The 15,295-nt window shown below is 58.9% G+C and carries 16 protein-coding genes, 1 tRNA gene and 2 pseudogenes; 3 read left to right on the top strand and 16 right to left on the bottom strand.

Annotated features, from left to right (window positions below; all coding sequences use genetic code 11):
• The 9 genes and pseudogenes from ACI77I_RS15260 to ACI77I_RS15300 all read right to left on the bottom strand — a co-directional run.
• Window positions 1–905 (bottom strand): hypothetical protein (locus ACI77I_RS15260; RefSeq protein WP_406997876.1); only part of this gene is annotated, 905 nt, incomplete at its 3' end.
• A gap of 4 nt (window positions 906–909) precedes the next feature.
• A complete protein-coding gene (locus tag ACI77I_RS15265) occupies window positions 910–1,347 on the bottom strand; it encodes a hypothetical protein (protein ID WP_406997877.1) in 438 nt (145 codons plus the stop codon).
• A 111-nt stretch (window positions 1,348–1,458) separates the two neighbouring features.
• Window positions 1,459–2,322: pseudogene (locus ACI77I_RS15270) on the bottom strand (IS630 family transposase).
• Between the two features lie 121 nt (window positions 2,323–2,443).
• A complete protein-coding gene (locus ACI77I_RS15275; protein WP_406997878.1) occupies window positions 2,444–3,238 on the bottom strand; it encodes a DNA adenine methylase in 795 nt (264 codons plus the stop codon).
• A 149-nt stretch (window positions 3,239–3,387) separates the two neighbouring features.
• Window positions 3,388–3,930 carry a lysis protein gene (locus ACI77I_RS15280; protein WP_406997879.1) on the bottom strand — a complete coding sequence of 181 codons (543 nt, stop codon included), beginning with the start codon at window positions 3,928–3,930 and terminating at the stop codon, window positions 3,388–3,390.
• Window positions 3,912–4,475 (bottom strand): glycoside hydrolase family 19 protein, encoded by a 564-nt coding sequence (locus tag ACI77I_RS15285; protein ID WP_406997880.1) that lies wholly within the window; start codon window positions 4,473–4,475, stop codon window positions 3,912–3,914. Before ACI77I_RS15285 ends, ACI77I_RS15280 begins: the two co-directional genes overlap by 19 nt.
• Window positions 4,476–4,523: 48 nt before the next feature.
• Window positions 4,524–5,099 (bottom strand): annotated as a pseudogene (locus tag ACI77I_RS15290) (phage late control D family protein); the annotation flags it as partial.
• Between the two features lie 98 nt (window positions 5,100–5,197).
• Window positions 5,198–5,271 (bottom strand) — tRNA-Cys (locus ACI77I_RS15295).
• Window positions 5,272–5,483: 212 nt separating this feature from the next.
• Window positions 5,484–7,763 (bottom strand): acylase, encoded by a 2,280-nt coding sequence (locus ACI77I_RS15300; RefSeq protein WP_406997881.1) that lies wholly within the window; start codon window positions 7,761–7,763, stop codon window positions 5,484–5,486.
• Between the two features lie 238 nt (window positions 7,764–8,001).
• Between ACI77I_RS15300 and ACI77I_RS15305 the strand changes: the two genes are divergently transcribed.
• Window positions 8,002–8,379, top strand: a complete 378-nt coding sequence (locus tag ACI77I_RS15305) for a fe2+ zn2+ uptake regulation protein (RefSeq protein WP_094950080.1) — start codon at window positions 8,002–8,004, stop codon at window positions 8,377–8,379.
• 7 nt (window positions 8,380–8,386) lie between these two features.
• Here the strand turns inward: ACI77I_RS15305 and ACI77I_RS15310 are convergent, their stop codons facing one another.
• Window positions 8,387–8,581, bottom strand: coding sequence for a hypothetical protein (locus ACI77I_RS15310; RefSeq protein WP_053255884.1), 195 nt, complete (start codon window positions 8,579–8,581; stop codon window positions 8,387–8,389).
• Window positions 8,582–8,753: 172 nt separating this feature from the next.
• On the opposite strand from ACI77I_RS15310, the gene ACI77I_RS15315 reads away from it, so the two are divergent.
• Window positions 8,754–8,891: a hypothetical protein gene (locus ACI77I_RS15315; RefSeq protein WP_176462913.1), complete on the top strand. Its 138-nt coding sequence runs from the start codon at window positions 8,754–8,756 to the stop codon at window positions 8,889–8,891.
• A gap of 48 nt (window positions 8,892–8,939) precedes the next feature.
• Here the strand turns inward: ACI77I_RS15315 and ACI77I_RS15320 are convergent, their stop codons facing one another.
• Genes ACI77I_RS15320 through ACI77I_RS15340 form a run of 5 tightly spaced genes read right to left on the bottom strand, consistent with a single transcriptional unit; the run spans window position 8,940 to window position 13,357 of the window.
• Window positions 8,940–9,701, bottom strand: a complete 762-nt coding sequence (locus tag ACI77I_RS15320) for an ABC transporter permease (RefSeq protein ID WP_094950081.1) — start codon at window positions 9,699–9,701, stop codon at window positions 8,940–8,942.
• Window positions 9,698–10,897: an ABC transporter substrate-binding protein gene (locus tag ACI77I_RS15325; protein WP_094950082.1), complete on the bottom strand. Its 1,200-nt coding sequence runs from the start codon at window positions 10,895–10,897 to the stop codon at window positions 9,698–9,700. Before ACI77I_RS15325 ends, ACI77I_RS15320 begins: the two co-directional genes overlap by 4 nt.
• Window positions 10,884–11,687 (bottom strand): ABC transporter ATP-binding protein, encoded by an 804-nt coding sequence (locus ACI77I_RS15330; protein ID WP_263273100.1) that lies wholly within the window; start codon window positions 11,685–11,687, stop codon window positions 10,884–10,886. The genes ACI77I_RS15325 and ACI77I_RS15330 overlap by 14 nt, the downstream gene beginning before the upstream one ends.
• Window positions 11,684–12,745 carry an acyl-CoA dehydrogenase family protein gene (locus ACI77I_RS15335; RefSeq protein ID WP_242149989.1) on the bottom strand — a complete coding sequence of 354 codons (1,062 nt, stop codon included), beginning with the start codon at window positions 12,743–12,745 and terminating at the stop codon, window positions 11,684–11,686. Before ACI77I_RS15335 ends, ACI77I_RS15330 begins: the two co-directional genes overlap by 4 nt.
• Before the next feature lie 51 nt (window positions 12,746–12,796).
• Window positions 12,797–13,357 (bottom strand): carboxymuconolactone decarboxylase family protein, encoded by a 561-nt coding sequence (locus ACI77I_RS15340; RefSeq protein WP_094950085.1) that lies wholly within the window; start codon window positions 13,355–13,357, stop codon window positions 12,797–12,799.
• A gap of 102 nt (window positions 13,358–13,459) precedes the next feature.
• Between ACI77I_RS15340 and ACI77I_RS15345 the strand changes: the two genes are divergently transcribed.
• The gene (locus ACI77I_RS15345; RefSeq protein WP_406997882.1) at window positions 13,460–14,365 is read left to right on the top strand and encodes an AraC family transcriptional regulator; all 906 of its coding nucleotides are present in this window, start codon (window positions 13,460–13,462) and stop codon (window positions 14,363–14,365) included.
• Here ACI77I_RS15345 and ACI77I_RS15350 read toward each other — a convergent pair.
• Window positions 14,362–15,273 carry a LysR family transcriptional regulator gene (locus ACI77I_RS15350; protein WP_406997883.1) on the bottom strand — a complete coding sequence of 304 codons (912 nt, stop codon included), beginning with the start codon at window positions 15,271–15,273 and terminating at the stop codon, window positions 14,362–14,364. The genes ACI77I_RS15345 and ACI77I_RS15350 overlap by 4 nt on opposite strands.
• Window positions 15,274–15,295: the final 22 nt, after the last annotated feature.

Consider the following 15,295-nt stretch of genomic DNA (forward strand, 5'->3'; position numbering starts at 1 on the left):
CGATGTTCTCCTGAAAAAGTGACCCCCGCCGCGTGATAGCCAGTCACACTTGGACGTTCAAAGCCAGTTCGTTTCAGCTCATTGCTCAAGGACTGAGCAAAGGGTTCAGCCATCACTTTCTTTTTGCCAAGCAGTCCCAAGAACCCAGTCCGCTGAACATCAGATTGGGCAGCCCGCTCAAGATCCTTGGGGTGGAAGGAGGTAGGCGATCTAGTATCTGCGCTATAACAGGCAGTTACCCGAAAATCATTGAAATCCTTGTTTAGCCCCCCCTCTTTCAGGTGCTGTGCAACCTCCGCTGCACTCACCATCCCATTATTACACGCCGAATCAGCTGCCAGAATGTTCATGCCAGGACCACCATGACCAAGGATATACAATTTGTGCTGTTGCGGATGCAGCCCAGCCAGTGCCTCCCCCCCGTCATTACTTCTGATGTCTATACGCTTCAATATGCCAGCCTGATTACTAAGCTTAAGAGCGGCAGACATCGCCTTGTCGAAGACCGCCGGCCCTATTTTTTCACGAAACACTTCTTGGGTGAAGCCAGTCTTCTGCATTTCTGATTCAACTAGGTTAGGGAACTGGCTCCCCTCAGTAAAACGCTGGATCATGGCTTGCCGATACTGCTCTAAAGTTGTCTTATCATGATCATTTTTGACTATCAGTGGTAAGAGCTCTTTTCCCTGAGCTGCCTTGGGAATATTGCGCCCCAAGGCCATAGTCACTATGTCCTTCGACGCAAAGGGGGCGTACATCACTCCAATTCTGGATTGGGAGGATGGCCCGTTTAAAAAACTGGTCGTTGCTCCAGTAATCTGACCAGCACTGGCCTGGTGGGATACCGAGGCTGGGGACAGGGCTGTAATCCCCTGGCCCGAATTGACTCCCGAAATGTTTGGCATGGATTTACTCTCCTAAACGAAGCGAATGAAAAATAGCGGCCAGTTGATTTGCGAAACCAACAAATACAATCTGTAGCCAATCTTCCTTTTGTAGTTGATCCAAATCGACCCTGGCCTTCAGTTCGTAACCTTGCTCGCCCATACCAAGGGTAAGCTGGCCTCCTTCGACCCCCTCTACTGGAGTGGTGATAAAAGAAAGTACTGCCGCTGCCTCGTCCAATAATCGGGACTCAGTAAGTCCTGGCAATAGACTCCAGAGCCACAAACGATTATTTATCAAGGATAGCATTACGTCGGGCATATCGTGGATCTGTATGGCAATAGTGCTATGGGCATCCAAGTTGCGGACGGTTTCGGATGGCAACCCCATCTTTGTCAGCATCTCGATAACCAGCTCATCCAGGCCATGCGGTAGATCTTTGGTAAATCTCGATTGATCCATCTAACTCAGTCTATTCTAAAAATACTTCACTATTCAGCCGTGCACGCAAATTTCAATATATCAGCATTAGTCGCAATTTTTTATTTTGAATGGCTCTAGTGTCCCGAGCGCTTAATTCATTAGCTTATTTTTCATCACGCTCAGCTTTGCCATATGTACCGAGCTGATGATGGCCTCTGCCGTCTTGTTCCATTTGAACGGCTTGGCCGAGTGCTCGTTGTGAGCCGTGATGAATTGGCGGATCGCGGCTTTCAGGTCAGTAACGCTGGTGAAGACATCTCGATACAGCGCCCGTCTCTCCAACTGCGAAAACCAGCCTTCCACTGCATTCAGCCAAGACGCGCTGGTCGGTGTGAAGTGCAGCTTGAAGCGCGGATGTTTTTCCAGTCAGGCCTTGATCGCAGCGGTTTTGCGGGTCGAACTGTTGTCCAAAATCACATGGAGATCCAGCTCAGCAGGCGTGTTGCTATCAATCTGTCGGAGAAAATCCAGGAACTCCTTGGCCCGGTGCCGCTGGGTGATCCGGCCCATTACTTCACCAGTCATGATGTCGAACGCGGCGTACAGACTTGCCGTGCCATGGCGCTTGTAATCATGGGTTCGCCGCTCAATCTGCCCGGGCCGAGGTTGCAGCATTGGCTGAGTACGATCCAGCGCCTGGATCTGGGTTTTCTCGTCAACCGAGAGCACCATGGCGTTGTCCGGAGGGCTCAGATAGAGCCCGACCACATCAATGACCTTTTCGGCGAAGTTCGAATCATTGCTGATCTTGAATGTCTTCAGTCGGTGCGGTTTAAGATCGGACGCAGCCCAGATTTGTCGAACTTGCCAGGTGCTAACACGCGCGTACTTGGCCATCAATCGAACGCTCCAATTCGTTGCTTCCTTGGTAAGCGCTCCATAAACCCCGCATTCAAAGCGCTTAGCTGATGCCGGATGCTGTGCTTCCGATTCCCTCAGGAGCCTGTTCGCCATGATGCGACCCGATGCAAAAGTCGAGAAAGTGTTTCCATGAGGTTCATCCTTCGTTTGAGTGGCCACAGTAACGCTCTACCGTAAACACATAGCAAGCCGATCAGTTCAAAGACAGCTGACATCAAAAAAGCCCTCCTAACGCCGCCGGCTCCCAGTTCATAATCACCAACTCTCCGCTGATCTCGGCTTTACCCTGTCGCTGATTGGCCGTGCTATAGCGGATGTCGACTGTTTCAAAATGGAAGCCCTCAAATACACGGCGAATATCCGGGTGATCGTTGATGCTGACCATGACCTTCCCCTTGCAGCGCCGCATAAAATCGGCCATGCGCTCGTAGTTTTCAAAGGGAAAGTCAACGCCATAGCCCGCAGTCTGCCAATAAGGCGGATCCATATAGTGAAACGTATGGGCACGGTCGTAGCGCTCGGCACACTCAAGCCAGCCCAAGTTTTCCACGTAGGTGCCGGACAACCGCTGCCATGCTGCAGATAGGTTTTCCTCAATCCGCAACAGGTTGATGGCGGGGCCCGTCGTCGCGGTACCGAACGTCTGCCCGGTGACCTTGCCGGCAAAGGCATGGTGCTGCAGGTAAAAGAAGCGCGCGGCGCGCTGGATGTCGGTGAGGGTTTCAGGACGGGTCATCTTCTGCCATTCGAACACTTGCCGGGAACTGAGTGCCCATTTGAACTGGCGCACGAATTCCTCCAGGTGGTTCTGCACGACGCGGTACAGCGTCACCAGGTCACCGTTAATGTCGTTGAGGACTTCAACTGGCGCGGCCTGGGGACGCATGAAGTAGAGCGCGGCGCCGCCGGCAAAGACCTCGACGTAGCATTCGTGGGGTGGGAAGAGCGGGATAAGGCGGTCGGCCAGGCGGCGTTTGCCGCCCATCCAAGGGATGATGGGTGTGGACATATAAAAGCAAGACCTTTGCTGTATGAATAAACAGTGCTAGGCTCGCTCCGCTTTGTGCACGAAGCAGGAGCCTTGGCTGGACTTGCAGGGACGATCTGCGGGGAAGGTGGCCGGGTTGGATGTTGACGCATCCTGCCCGGCCGCTCCTTTTACTTCTGTGTAGAAACTTCTTTTGCGTAGGCCTGACAGGCCCGCAGGGCGATCAATCCTTGGTCGCCGGTATCGGTGATTCCGATAATTCGTTGAGCATGCGCTGGGTCAAGTTGGGCTCTTGAGGGGCCATGAACCACGCGGCCGGTGGTGGCGGTGGTTGACACTGAACAGCTGCTGTTGGCGTCGGTGGCGGCGAGTACGACTGACAGCCGCAAATCAGCAGTAGCCAGGCGATCACGCAGAAGAGCCTGCTTCGTTTGCTCATCGGTCAATTCCTTGTGGTGGGTTTCGTCTTTGTTCTGCAGGCGCTGCTCCAGGGCGAAACGCTTCTCCTGCTCAGTGCGCTGTAGGGCGGCAGCGGCTTGGGATAACTCGTTGAGGGTGTCAGCCTGCAGGCTGGCCTGGCGCTCCAGCTGCTGGCCGTAACGCCATCCTTGAGCGATCCATGCCATGGCCGCAGACCCGGCTGCCAAGATCATGAACAACACACCAGTGGCCGCGATGCGGTATTGAGCAGGGATCAGGTCGAGGAGACGCATAACACCTCCCTCGCCCTGACCCAGATCTGCAAGCGATCCTCCAGGCCATTCAACCCGCCGTTGATCCGCCGGGTGATGGTGTTGAATTGCTCCTGATCCGCTAGAGCATTCAATCCGTTTACCGACCAGAACCATGCGGCAGACTCTGCTGCCCACTCGGGCAGTTCGAGCAATTCCGGCGTGCGCAGCAATCGCTCATCGCCGAACAGTGCCAGGCTGCAGCGCAGGTAGTTGTCGTGACCGGTGATCTGGATCAGGCCGCGACCACGATAGCGCTGTCCATCGCCGTCTGGCTCCAGGGTATTGCCGAGTTTGGCAGCCAGGGTGCCGGTGTCGTATTTGCTGAGGTACTTATCGCCGCCCAGCTCACGGACGTACTGCAGTTGCCCCGACTCGTGGCCGACCTGGGCGAGGAATGCCGCCTGACGCTTCGGTGTGCTGATCTGCCGATGCTCCATTGCCGCGTTCAGGGCAGATACAAAAACGCCCGCTTGGCGGCGGGCGTTCGGCATGATGCGTAGCAGCTGTTGCTCGGTAACAGACATAAAAACTCCAGACATAAAAAAACCGCACTCAGGCGGCGATGGGATGCACTACTGCTTCTCGACGCTCACTACTTTGAGCGGCTTCTTTTCCTTCTTTTTCTTGCCTTTGGATTTACCTTTCTTACCGGCATTGCACTCCACCGTGGTCGACCAGCCAGACTGGGTGAACACCTGCTCGACCGAGTCCGCCAAGTACTCTCCGTCAAGGCCGACCTTGAAACCCTGGGCGTTGATCAGGCGTTCGGCAAAAATGTCTGTTCGGCCAGGCATCTCAAAACGCACGTCGGCGGTCGAGCGATTGAACGCCGCCAACCGTGCCTTGGCTGCAGCCTCGGCGGCGGTCTTGTTCGGGTAGATATGCCGATCGGTATGCACCGCCGGCAATCCATCCGGGGCGTCGTCATTATCAACGGTGACCACCGACAGCTTGCCGTCCTTCTTGTTCTGATGCTTGGCCGCCACAGCCTTGTGCGAGTTGCGATCCCCAAGGCTGAATTGCCATCGACTGAGATCGCTCTTCGTCAGGGTGATCGCGCCGAACGTCTTGCCGCTGGCAGTCTGGCTGCCTTGACGTGGCATCACCAACAGCTTGCCGTCGGCCACCTTGGCCGTGCAGTCGTATCGCAGGGGGTTGCGGAACGCATGCCAAAAGTTGCGGAACGGATCCTAAATCACAGGCAATAAAAAACCCCGTAGACGTTAATCTACGGGGTTTCTAAGAGTGGAGGCCGAGGTCGGAATCGAACCGGCGTAGGCGGATTTGCAATCCGCTGCATAACCATTTTGCTACTCGGCCTCAAACGATCAATGCCCTTACCACTGACATTCACCGCATAAAAACTTGAGTGGGCTATAGAACCCTGCCTCTACTCTAACTTATTGAATGCATTGAAGTTTTTAATGCTTCGTTGCGTTCGATGGGCGCCATTATGTACTCATTTGCTTTTGGCTGCAACCCCTTGATTTCAAAAATATTTCGTATTGGCATCAAGGGGTTGCGCCCCTGCCCTACTCCTTGATGAGCTGTTGCTGATACTGCGGGTCGGCCTGGATCTGGGCTTCGGTGAAGGGCAGCGGGCGCAGTTTTTTCTCGGAGAAGGCTTGGGTCTGGTCCTTTGAATATTTCGATTGGGGGTTGCTGGATTCGGAGAACGCCAGGACGCCCAGGGCTTGGGGGCCTTTGTCGTCAAAGGTGACGATTTGCAGGTAGCTGCTGCCGCTGACCACTTCGCGCTTGCCGTCTTCGCGGGGCACGGTTTGCATGGCGTTGTAGATGCCAAGTTCTTGAGGGCCGCCGTGGATGGGGATTTGGCCGCAGACTTGGATGTCGCCCCAGCGGGTCAGGCCAAGCTTGCTGACGTCTGCGGTGGAGGCCAGCATGGCTTCGCGCAGGGCTTTGGCGACGGGTTCGCGGTCGATGGCCAGGCCGCGTGGCGTGGTCAGCGGGTGCGCCGGGTCGAAGGTGACGCGCCAGGCGTCGGGGAGTTGCTGCAGGTGTTCGAACAGGTTGATGAAGTGCACCAGCCCCAGGCCGCTGTCGAGGTTGGCGCGTTGGTCCCAGCTTTTCAGGCTGCTGCACAATGGCTGCAAGGTCGCCGCGTCGGTGCCGAGGTGTTTGGCGCAAAACTCAAGCAGGTCGGGCATGACTTGGCTGGCGAGGTAGACCTCGTTGTCCATCACCATGTTTTGTAGGTCGACCACGCCGATCGGTTGTTTCTCCAGGGATTGCAGGCGTTGCACGGCGAATCGCGCGCGCGGGCCGAGGCCGATGTGGTCTTGGCTGATTACTGGGGAGAAACCGGTGAGCGGCGCCTTGGGGTTGGCCAGCCACGCGGAGTCATTGGAGTGTTGTACGTAGTCGGTGCGTTGCAGTTGCGGCAGTTGGTCAGCGGCGAAGATGCCGGGCTGCGCCGCACGTGGGTCAATGTCCCAGGCGCAGGCGCTGTGGGCGCCGTCGAGCATGATCATCTGCAGGCCGGCCCGTGGGTCGCTGCATTGCGCGAGTTTGGCGGCGCTGACGTTGGGTACCACCGACAGGTTCATGTACAGGCTCTGGCCCTGGTCATCGGTGGCCACGGTATTGACCCATGGGATGCCTTGCAGGGTATGCACTGAGGTTTGCAGTTCCTTGAGGCTGGTGGCGCGGTTCATGGCGTACCACTGCTGCAGCACGCGGTCGTTGCCCAGGTTGGCGTCGCGCAGGCTGAAGGCATAGTGGTTGTCCCAATCCAGTTTGCCGGGCCATTGCACCACCGGGCCGAATTGCGAGCTGTAGACGGTATGCGGCTGGGCCTTAAGGCTACCGTCGGCTTGCTTGACCTGCACGGTTACCGAGGTTTTCTCCAGGGCAATGGATTTGCCGTCGAGCAAGTAGCGTGTGGAATCCTTGGGATCAAGGGTGAGGCGGTACAAGGTGAAATGCTTGGAGGTGTCGACGGTGTGGGTCCAGGCCACGTGCTGGTTGAAGCCGATGTTGATCACCGGCAGGCCCGGCAGCGCGGCGCCCATCACGTCCAACTGGCCGGGAATGGTCAGGTGCATCTCATAAAAACGCATGCCGCCCACCCAGGGGAAATGCGGGTTGGCGAGCAACATGCCACGGCCATTGAACGAGCGGTCACGGCCCACGGCGACAGCGTTGCTGCCGCGGTCCAGGCTAAAGCGTTGCTGGTTGGCAGCGGCCAGTTCAAAGGCTTTCAAGTTGGGTTGCACGCTGGCGGTCGCCTGAGGCGGTACGGCGCCGACCAAGGCTTCGGCGAATTGGCCGACACCGCCTTCCACCAGCAGCCTGCGGGTGAGTTTGACCAAGTCTTGCACCACCAGCGGCCGCACCCACGCCGAGTGACATTGCGCCGGTGCGCCCTGCTCTTTCAAGTATCGGTTGTAGCCCGCCACATAGCCTTCAATCCGCTGCTGGATCTGCGGCGTCTGCGCGTTCCAGAAGGCAGCAACCGCTTCGGGGGTGTTCAGCCAGGTAAAAAATACATCGCTGGCGAGGTTGTTGCGCTCTTCCAGCGTCGCCTGCTCAGGGCCGAAAAACTTGGCGCGTTCGCCGTTGACCGTGACCACTTCATTGGCCAGCAGGCACAGGTTGTCTTGGGCATATGCATAGCCGATGCCGTAGCCCAGGCCGCGTTCGTCGTTGGCGCGAATGTGCGGCACGCCGAAGGTGGTGCGGCGAATCTCTGCCGACGTTTGTGTGACGTGCTCGCGCGCCGATGCGGCAAGGCTCAACCCGAGCAACACCCCGGCCATGCACACCCTGGACAACCCATTGGAAATAATCACGCAAGCTCCACAGTCAAATTGAACACCCTCACCAGGGGTAACTACCCCACCGTAAGGACGCAAAATACCGGCTGTGATTTAGTCGCGCAGGGTATCTATTTATGTCATCTGCGCTGTGACAAAGCTGATACCGACAAAATTTCTACATCGCGCACTTCATGATTTTGCTCGCTCGTTCGTCTTATTAGATAAGAGCGCCATCATTTTCCTGATCAGGCTCTGATAAGGAGTTTTTTGCATGTACAACTCGCAACTGCCCACGGACGGACAAACACCTGCCGCCGACGCCACTTTCGGCAGCGGCGCGCAAGCATTTGGCAAAGCGCCGGAGCACGGCAACCAGCGTATTCGCCATTTGCTCAAATACTTCGGTTTGCGCACCAGCCTGATTCGGCTGAAGGTCATCGATGCCCTGCTCACCGCCGCCGACAACCAGCGTACCCTGGGAGTGCGCGGCGTGCACAGCCATTTGCTGGAGCTGGGCATTCCGTTGTCGTTTCTCAGCGTGCGTGAGGTGCTCAAGCGCCTGTGCAGCGAGGGCGTAATCACCCTCAATGCGGACAAAAGCTACCGCCTCCATGACGAGGCTGCCAAGGTACTCGAAGGTCGCGCCTGACTCCCCCTCAGAAGTTAGGCTTGACCTTGCGGCGCATGATGCCGTTGATCACCACCACGGTCACCGCCACGGCAATGGCGATGTACTGGAACGTTTTCTCGCTGATAACCCCGGTGTTCTGCAGGTAGGACAGGCCAAACATCGTCCCCAGTACTACAAGGGAAATCAGAATCGAATATTTCAAACGTTGCTTTTGGGTCATGACGGGTTCCTGAACCGGATAAATGTATTCACTTTGTATCGTCGAGCATGCCAAGCACATACCCAGTGACGGGGATGGATGGGGGTCGACAGGGTCGTATGTTACAGGCGATGAAAAGCTTTGGCTCGTTCAGCGCCAGATTGACCCTGTCAGTACTCTAGAGGATGTTGAAATGCTTCGTCGAATCACACTGCTGATTCCATTGCTGATCATGCTGAGCATGAGCGGCTGCTTCTTTTTCCCACGCGGCGGTGGTGGTGGCTGGCACGACCACCGCTATGACGACGGCCGAGGCTACGAGCACCGCTGATCGCCCATGTGTCTCGCTTTGCAGGGCGCAAAGCGAGACGTTTGACCTTCAACTCGCGTGCACCCAGCGTTGGTGCAGCCAACGCGCAAACGCATCCAGGGCAAACCCCAGCAGCCCGATCAGCAGCACCATCGCCATCAACTCCGAATAGGCCAGCCGGTCACGGGTATCAAGGATGTAATAGCCCAAGCCCGCACTGACCCCAAGCATCTCGCACGGCACCAGCACAATCCACACGATACCAATGGCCAGGCGCACGCCGGTCAGCACGTGCCCGACTACGCCGGGAATGATCACGCGCCGCAAGGTTTCCCAGCGCGTGGCACTCAGGCTCTTGCTCAACTGCAACCAGCGCGGGTCCAACTGGCGCACGCCGGCGGCGGTGTTAAGCATGATCGGCCACACCGCGGCAAAGGCCAGCAGGAAGTAGATCGGCTGGTCGCCCACGCCCATCAACATCACCACGATGGGCATCCAGGACAACGGCGAGATCATCCGCAAAAACTGAAAGGCTGGCGTGGTGGCTGCTTCCAGGTTGCGCGAACTGCCCACCAGCAGGCCCAGTGGCACGCCCACCAACAGGGCGAGAAACAGGCCGACGAAGATGCGCTTGAGGCTCACGGCGATATGCAGGTACAGCTCGCCGCGCCCGAACAATTCCCACAGGCTGCTGACGGTCGCCGCCAGCGAAAAGCGCGCCGACAAGCCATCGGCGACGCCAAACACTTTGACGCCGAACCACCACAAGAACAGCAAGCCTGCCAAACCACTCAGGCCCAGCAACCAGCCCGGGAGTGTGCCTTTACTCAAGCGCCAATCTCCTCTTGCCGCTCGTAGCCATCCGGCAAGCCGAAGGTTTTCATGCCGCCCACCGACTCGATGGCATTACGCACAAAACGGTCGTCCACCAAGTCTTTGGCGACGAACGCCGGGTCAAGGTCGGCGAGAAATTTCTTGTCGCCCTCGATCAAGGTGTCCTTCAAGCGGCGCACCAGTTCCTCGGTGTAGCTGGGGAATGGGTACGGCTGGAAGTCGATGCGGTGCTCGTCCCAATGGGCGTGCTGGATGGCGCCGTCAGCCAGGTAAGCGGCACGGTCGCTGGCAGCCGGCGCGAGAACTTTGCTCAACACCGGTTCGGCATGCGGCGTGTAGCGGTTCGGGCCGTCCTTGGACAAAAGCTTCACCGCTTCTTCGCGGTTATCACGGGTCCACACCTGCGCCTTGACGATGGCATTCACCACTTTCTGCGACCATTGCGGGCGGTTGGTCAGGTCGTGCTCGTGCATGAACACCACGCAGCACGCATGGTTACGCCATACGTCACCGGTGAAGCGCTGTACGCGGCCGACTTTGAGGTTTTCCGCCAGGGCGTTGAATGGCTCGGCGACGATATAGCCGTCGATACGTTTGCTGGCCAGGGCCGGCGGCATGTCGGAGGGCGGCAACACAATCAGGTTGACCTCGTTGGCGGCAATCCCAGAACCGGCTGCGCGCGCCACGGGCGTGAGGCCGTTATCGCGAAACAGTTGCTGCACCACCACGTTGTGGATCGAGTACCAAAACGGAATTGCCACCGACTTGCCGCCCAGTTGCTTCACATCGGTAATGCCTGGCGATACGGTCAAGCCCGAACCGCCGACGTGGTTCCAGGCCACCACTTTAGCCGGCACTTTGCTGCCATAGCGCGCCCACACCGTCATCGGCGACAACAGGTGAATCACGTTGACCTGCCCGGAGATAAACGCCTCGATCACCTGGGCCCAGCTGCGCAACAGCACCGGGCGCTCAGCCTTGATGCCTTCGGCTTCGAACAGGCCGTTGTTGTGCGCAACCAGCAGCGGCGTGGCGTCGGTGATCGGCAAGTAGCCGATGCGTACCGGCGCGTCCGGCTCGCTGGCCGCGCGCGCTTGCAAGCTGCTCAACAGCGGCAAGGCACCGGCAGCGCTGAGCACCGCCGAGAGTTTGAGAAAGTCACGGCGCGAGTGAGTCAGGTCATCCAGACACATAGTTGGGCTCCAGTTGTTCAAGAGGGTTGGGTTGAGGGCGGCTCGCCTGCCGTAAGGTTTTCAGAATCTCGATACGCAGCGCGCCGATGGCCTCAACTTGCTCTTCGCGCGGTTGCGCCAGGTTGATATGCCATTCGCCCAAGGTCCGCGCCGGGCGGTTGCCCAGTAGCAGGATGCGGTCGGACAGCAGCAGCGCTTCATCAATATCGTGGGTGATCAATACGGCCGCCGAGCCTTGCTCGCGGTTGACCTTGAGCAGCAAGTGCTGCATATCGGCGCGGGTGACTTCATCCAGCGCGCCGAACGGCTCATCCAGCAGCAACACCTGCGGTTGGCGCGCCAGGCAGCGCGCCAACGCCGTGCGCTGGGCCATGCCGCCGGACAGCTGCGCCGGGAACTGCGCACGAGCATGTTCCAACCCAACCGCCGCGATGGCGTGGTCCACGCGGCGGCGACGCTCCTCAGTGCTCAAGTGCGGCTGGCGAGCGAAATCCAAACCAAAGGCGACGTTCTTTTCCAGGTTCAGCCACGGCAACAGGCTAGGGTCTTGAAAAGCCACGGCCACGCGCGGATGCGGGCCATCCAGCGGCTCGCCCAGCACCCGCACGCTACCGCCCTGGGGCGCCTGCAAGCCGGCCAGCACCCGCAGCAAGCTGGACTTGCCGACGCCGCTAGGACCCAGGATCGACACCACCTCACCCGGCTGCAAGTGCAAGTCAAACCCTTGCAACACCGGCCCACTGGCATACCCCAGGCAAACCGCCTGGGCACTCAATACCGCCTGGTTCATAGATTAGCCTGGCGATGCAGCTCGGTACGCAGTTGCACCAGGCTGGGCGTGACGATGGGCACAAAGGCCGACTCGCGCCAGCGCCGGGCGAAACCACTGCCGTGGGCAGTCAGGTACGCCTTGCCGCCGCTGGCCTGCAGTTCAAGCTGTACAGCACTGGCGGCGGTTTCCGCGAGGGCAATGCGCAGCTTGAACAACGGCACCGGTTCTGCTGCAAATCGCCCGGCCAGCAGGCCTTTTTTCAATTCGTTGACCAAGTGGTCCAGCGTCACGCGTAGCGCTTCCAACTCATCGCGCAATACGGTGCGGCTCGAGCCCAAGTGGTTGGCTACTTCCGCCAGGGAGCGACGGGCCAGGCCGATGGACATACCGCACTGCAACCCAAGAAACGCCGGGCGTACTGCCGGTAGAAACTTGCGCGCATCCTCATGCAACAACCAGTCACGACTCAGCTCAACCCCTTCCAGACCCAGGGCTGCTGTATTGCTTGATTGCAGCCCCAACAGCTCCAGGTCGCGCGAGCGTTGCAAACCCGCAACCGAATCGGGGATCGCCAGGATAAACGGCGCGCCACCACCGGCATGTTCGATAGCAGCGGCGGCAACAAAGCCGTTCTTGCGCAGGTTGGTTACCCAATGCAGGCGACCGTTGAGGGTCCAGCCGTCATCAGTCGGTTCGGCGCTGATTTGCAGCGTCTCGATGCCGGACAAAAACTTCATCGCATTCGACAGCCCCGTGGCCCCGGCCAGTTTGCCGCTGAGCAAGTCCGGCAACAGTTGCTCACGCAGCCGCTCATTCGGGCTCTGCAACAAATACTCGATAAAAGACCGCTGGCCCCAGCACACAAACGCCGCCGCCAGGGAATGGCTGGCGACATTGGCGATGGCGTCCACCGCGCCGGTCACATCGCCGCCCAGGCCACCAAGGGCCTTGGGCACGCCGATACGTAATACGTTGGCTTCTGCCAGCCTTGGCAGCACTTCCTGTGGATCGCAACTGCCCACATCCAGGGCCTGCGCTTGAACGTCGAGCCAACGGCTCAAGATTGGGTCAAGCATTCATGTTTCTCCTTTTTACTGCGTGGGGACCAACACCTGCGCGTGTGCGCCTCAGCTCGCCGGTTTTTCCCAACGGTATTGCGCCAGCTCCGGGTTCAGCGGGGTACGGGCAAACACGTTAGCGAAGTTGCACAGGGTTGCCAGGCTTACGCCCAAAATAACTTCCAGGGCCTGGCCGTCGGTGTAACCGGCGCCGCGAAATGCCTCGAAACCTGCGTCGCTGACATCACCACGCGTGGCGATCACTTCACGGGTGAAGGCGGCGAGTGTCTCATAGCGCGCATCTGGCAACTCACCCAACTGGCGCAAGGCTTCGATCACTGCCTCCGGCAGCTTGGCCTTGTTGCGCGCCACAGCGGTGTGGCCGGCCACGCAGAAGTCGCAACCGTGCGTGGTGGCGGCAATCAGTTGCACCACTTCACGGTCGGCCAGGCTCAGTTCGGCCTTAGCGTTAAGGCCCGACACGGTGACGTAGGTTTCCAGCGCAGCCGGTGCGTTGGCGAGTACGGCGAGCAGGTTAGGGATAAAACCCGAGGTTTTCAGAGCGTTTTCCAGGAACGGTTTCGCGGCTTGCGGCGCGGTTTCAGGGGTGAGCAACGGTACACGGGACATGGAGTGGTCTCCTGATGGGTTCGTGTACCCAGTCTGTTGGTTATAAAAAATCGCCTCAATAGTCTAAAGTAGCGATTACTTGCTCTAGAGTCTTTCCGTTAGATGAATTCGTCCAGTGCCCTTGTCGATTGGTTATTAGACAGCCTCGAACTCAACACCAGCCTGTTCCATGTGGGCCGCTATTGTGGCAGCTGGCATGCGAGCACCCATGGCCTGGCCAGCGCGAGTTTCCACCTGATCGTACAAGGCCAGTGCTGGTTGCATATTGACGGTGAACCTGACCCGAAACACTTGAACAATGGCGACGCGGTGTTTCTGTTGCGTGACCTGGTTTACCAGCTGTCTGGCGCCGCAACGGCGGCGGCCGCACGGGAATGCCCGCGCCGGCCGATGCTCGCGCTGGACAGCGCCGCCAATGACGGCGCGGGCCTGGTATGTGGGTTCTTCCACTTTCATTCCGGCCTGTCGGCCATGATTGTCGACACCCTGCCCGCCTGGATCATCCTGCGCGCTGGCGACCCTTCGCTGACTGCCGCGCGCAACCTGTTCGAACTGATCCTGCAAGAGTGCGAGCGTAGCCCGGCGCCCTCGTCCGCCTTGCTCGAACGTCTTTGCCACTTGTTGTTTCTGTATGTGCTGCGCCAGCAAGTGCTCGATAACGCCGAGCTTGGCGGCCTGGCTGCACTGGCCCGGCAACCGACGTTCGCCAACCTGCTGGAGCAATTGATTGCGCGCCCGGCAGAGCCTTGGACCCTGGAAAGCATGGCGGCTTGCACCGGGCTGTCGCGCTCGGCGTTTTTCAAACGGTTTAACGAGTTGTGTGGGCAATCGTCGGGGCAAGTGCTGTTGATGATGCGCATGCGGCATGCATGCCAGCTGTTCAAGCAAGACCAGACCGTGGCCGATGTATCGCTGGCGGTGGGTTACCAATCGGTGGCGGCGTTTACGCGTGCGTTTCACAAGGTAACCGGGCAGCAGCCCGGCGCCTATCGCAAGGCTCAAGGCTAGCGTTGCAAGCCAATACCCGGCTGCGCGCACAGTTCCACCAGCCAATCGACAAATACCCGCACCCGCGGTGATAACTGGCGATGCGGCGGGTACAGCGCAGTCAAGGCCATCCTCGGCGGCACAACCTCAGCCAGCACTTCCACCAGCGTGCCCTGCGCCAGCTGACGTGTTGCGTGATAATACGGCGCCTGGATCAACCCGTAGCCAGCCTCGCACGCTGCGAAATAACCATCGGAACTGTTCACCGCAACCACCTTGGGCAGGTTGATCTCCCGCAGTTCGGTGCCCACCTGAAACGCCAGGCCGAAGCGTTTGCCGCTGGCGCTGGACACGTACTCGACCATTTGATGGCCGGCCAGGTCGTCCATTGTAGCGGGCACACCGAAACGCTTGAGGTAGTCGGGGCTGGCCAGCGTCAACTGGTCCATCATCGCCAAAGGCCGGGCCACCAGCGATTCGTCCAGGGCCAGGCCACCGCGCATCACGCAGTCCACGCCCTCGCGAATCAGGTCAACTGTGCGGTCATTAAGGCCGATTTCCAACGCGATGCGCGGGTAGCGCGCCGTAAACGTCGGTAACGCTGGAATCACGATCAGCCGACCGATGCCCGAGGGCATGTCGATGCTTAAGGTGCCGCGCGGGTTCTGGCGGCTGACGGAGAACACCGCCTCGGTTTCTTCCAGGTCTGTCAGCAATTGCACACAACGCTGGTAGTACGCGGCGCCATCCAGGGTCGGACTGACTTGGCGTGTGGTGCGCTGCAACAGTTGCACGCCCAGATGAGCCTCCAGCTGTTTGATCAGGATGGTCACCGACGCCCGGGGCAGTTGCAGGCTGTCGGCCGCCTTGGCAAACCCGCCCAACTCAACAATCCGGGTGAACACGCGCATCGCGTTGAATCGGTCCAAGGGACGACGCCTCCCGCCATTA

Source organism: Pseudomonas sp. D47, assembly GCF_045447305.1.
GTDB lineage: Bacteria > Pseudomonadota > Gammaproteobacteria > Pseudomonadales > Pseudomonadaceae > Aquipseudomonas.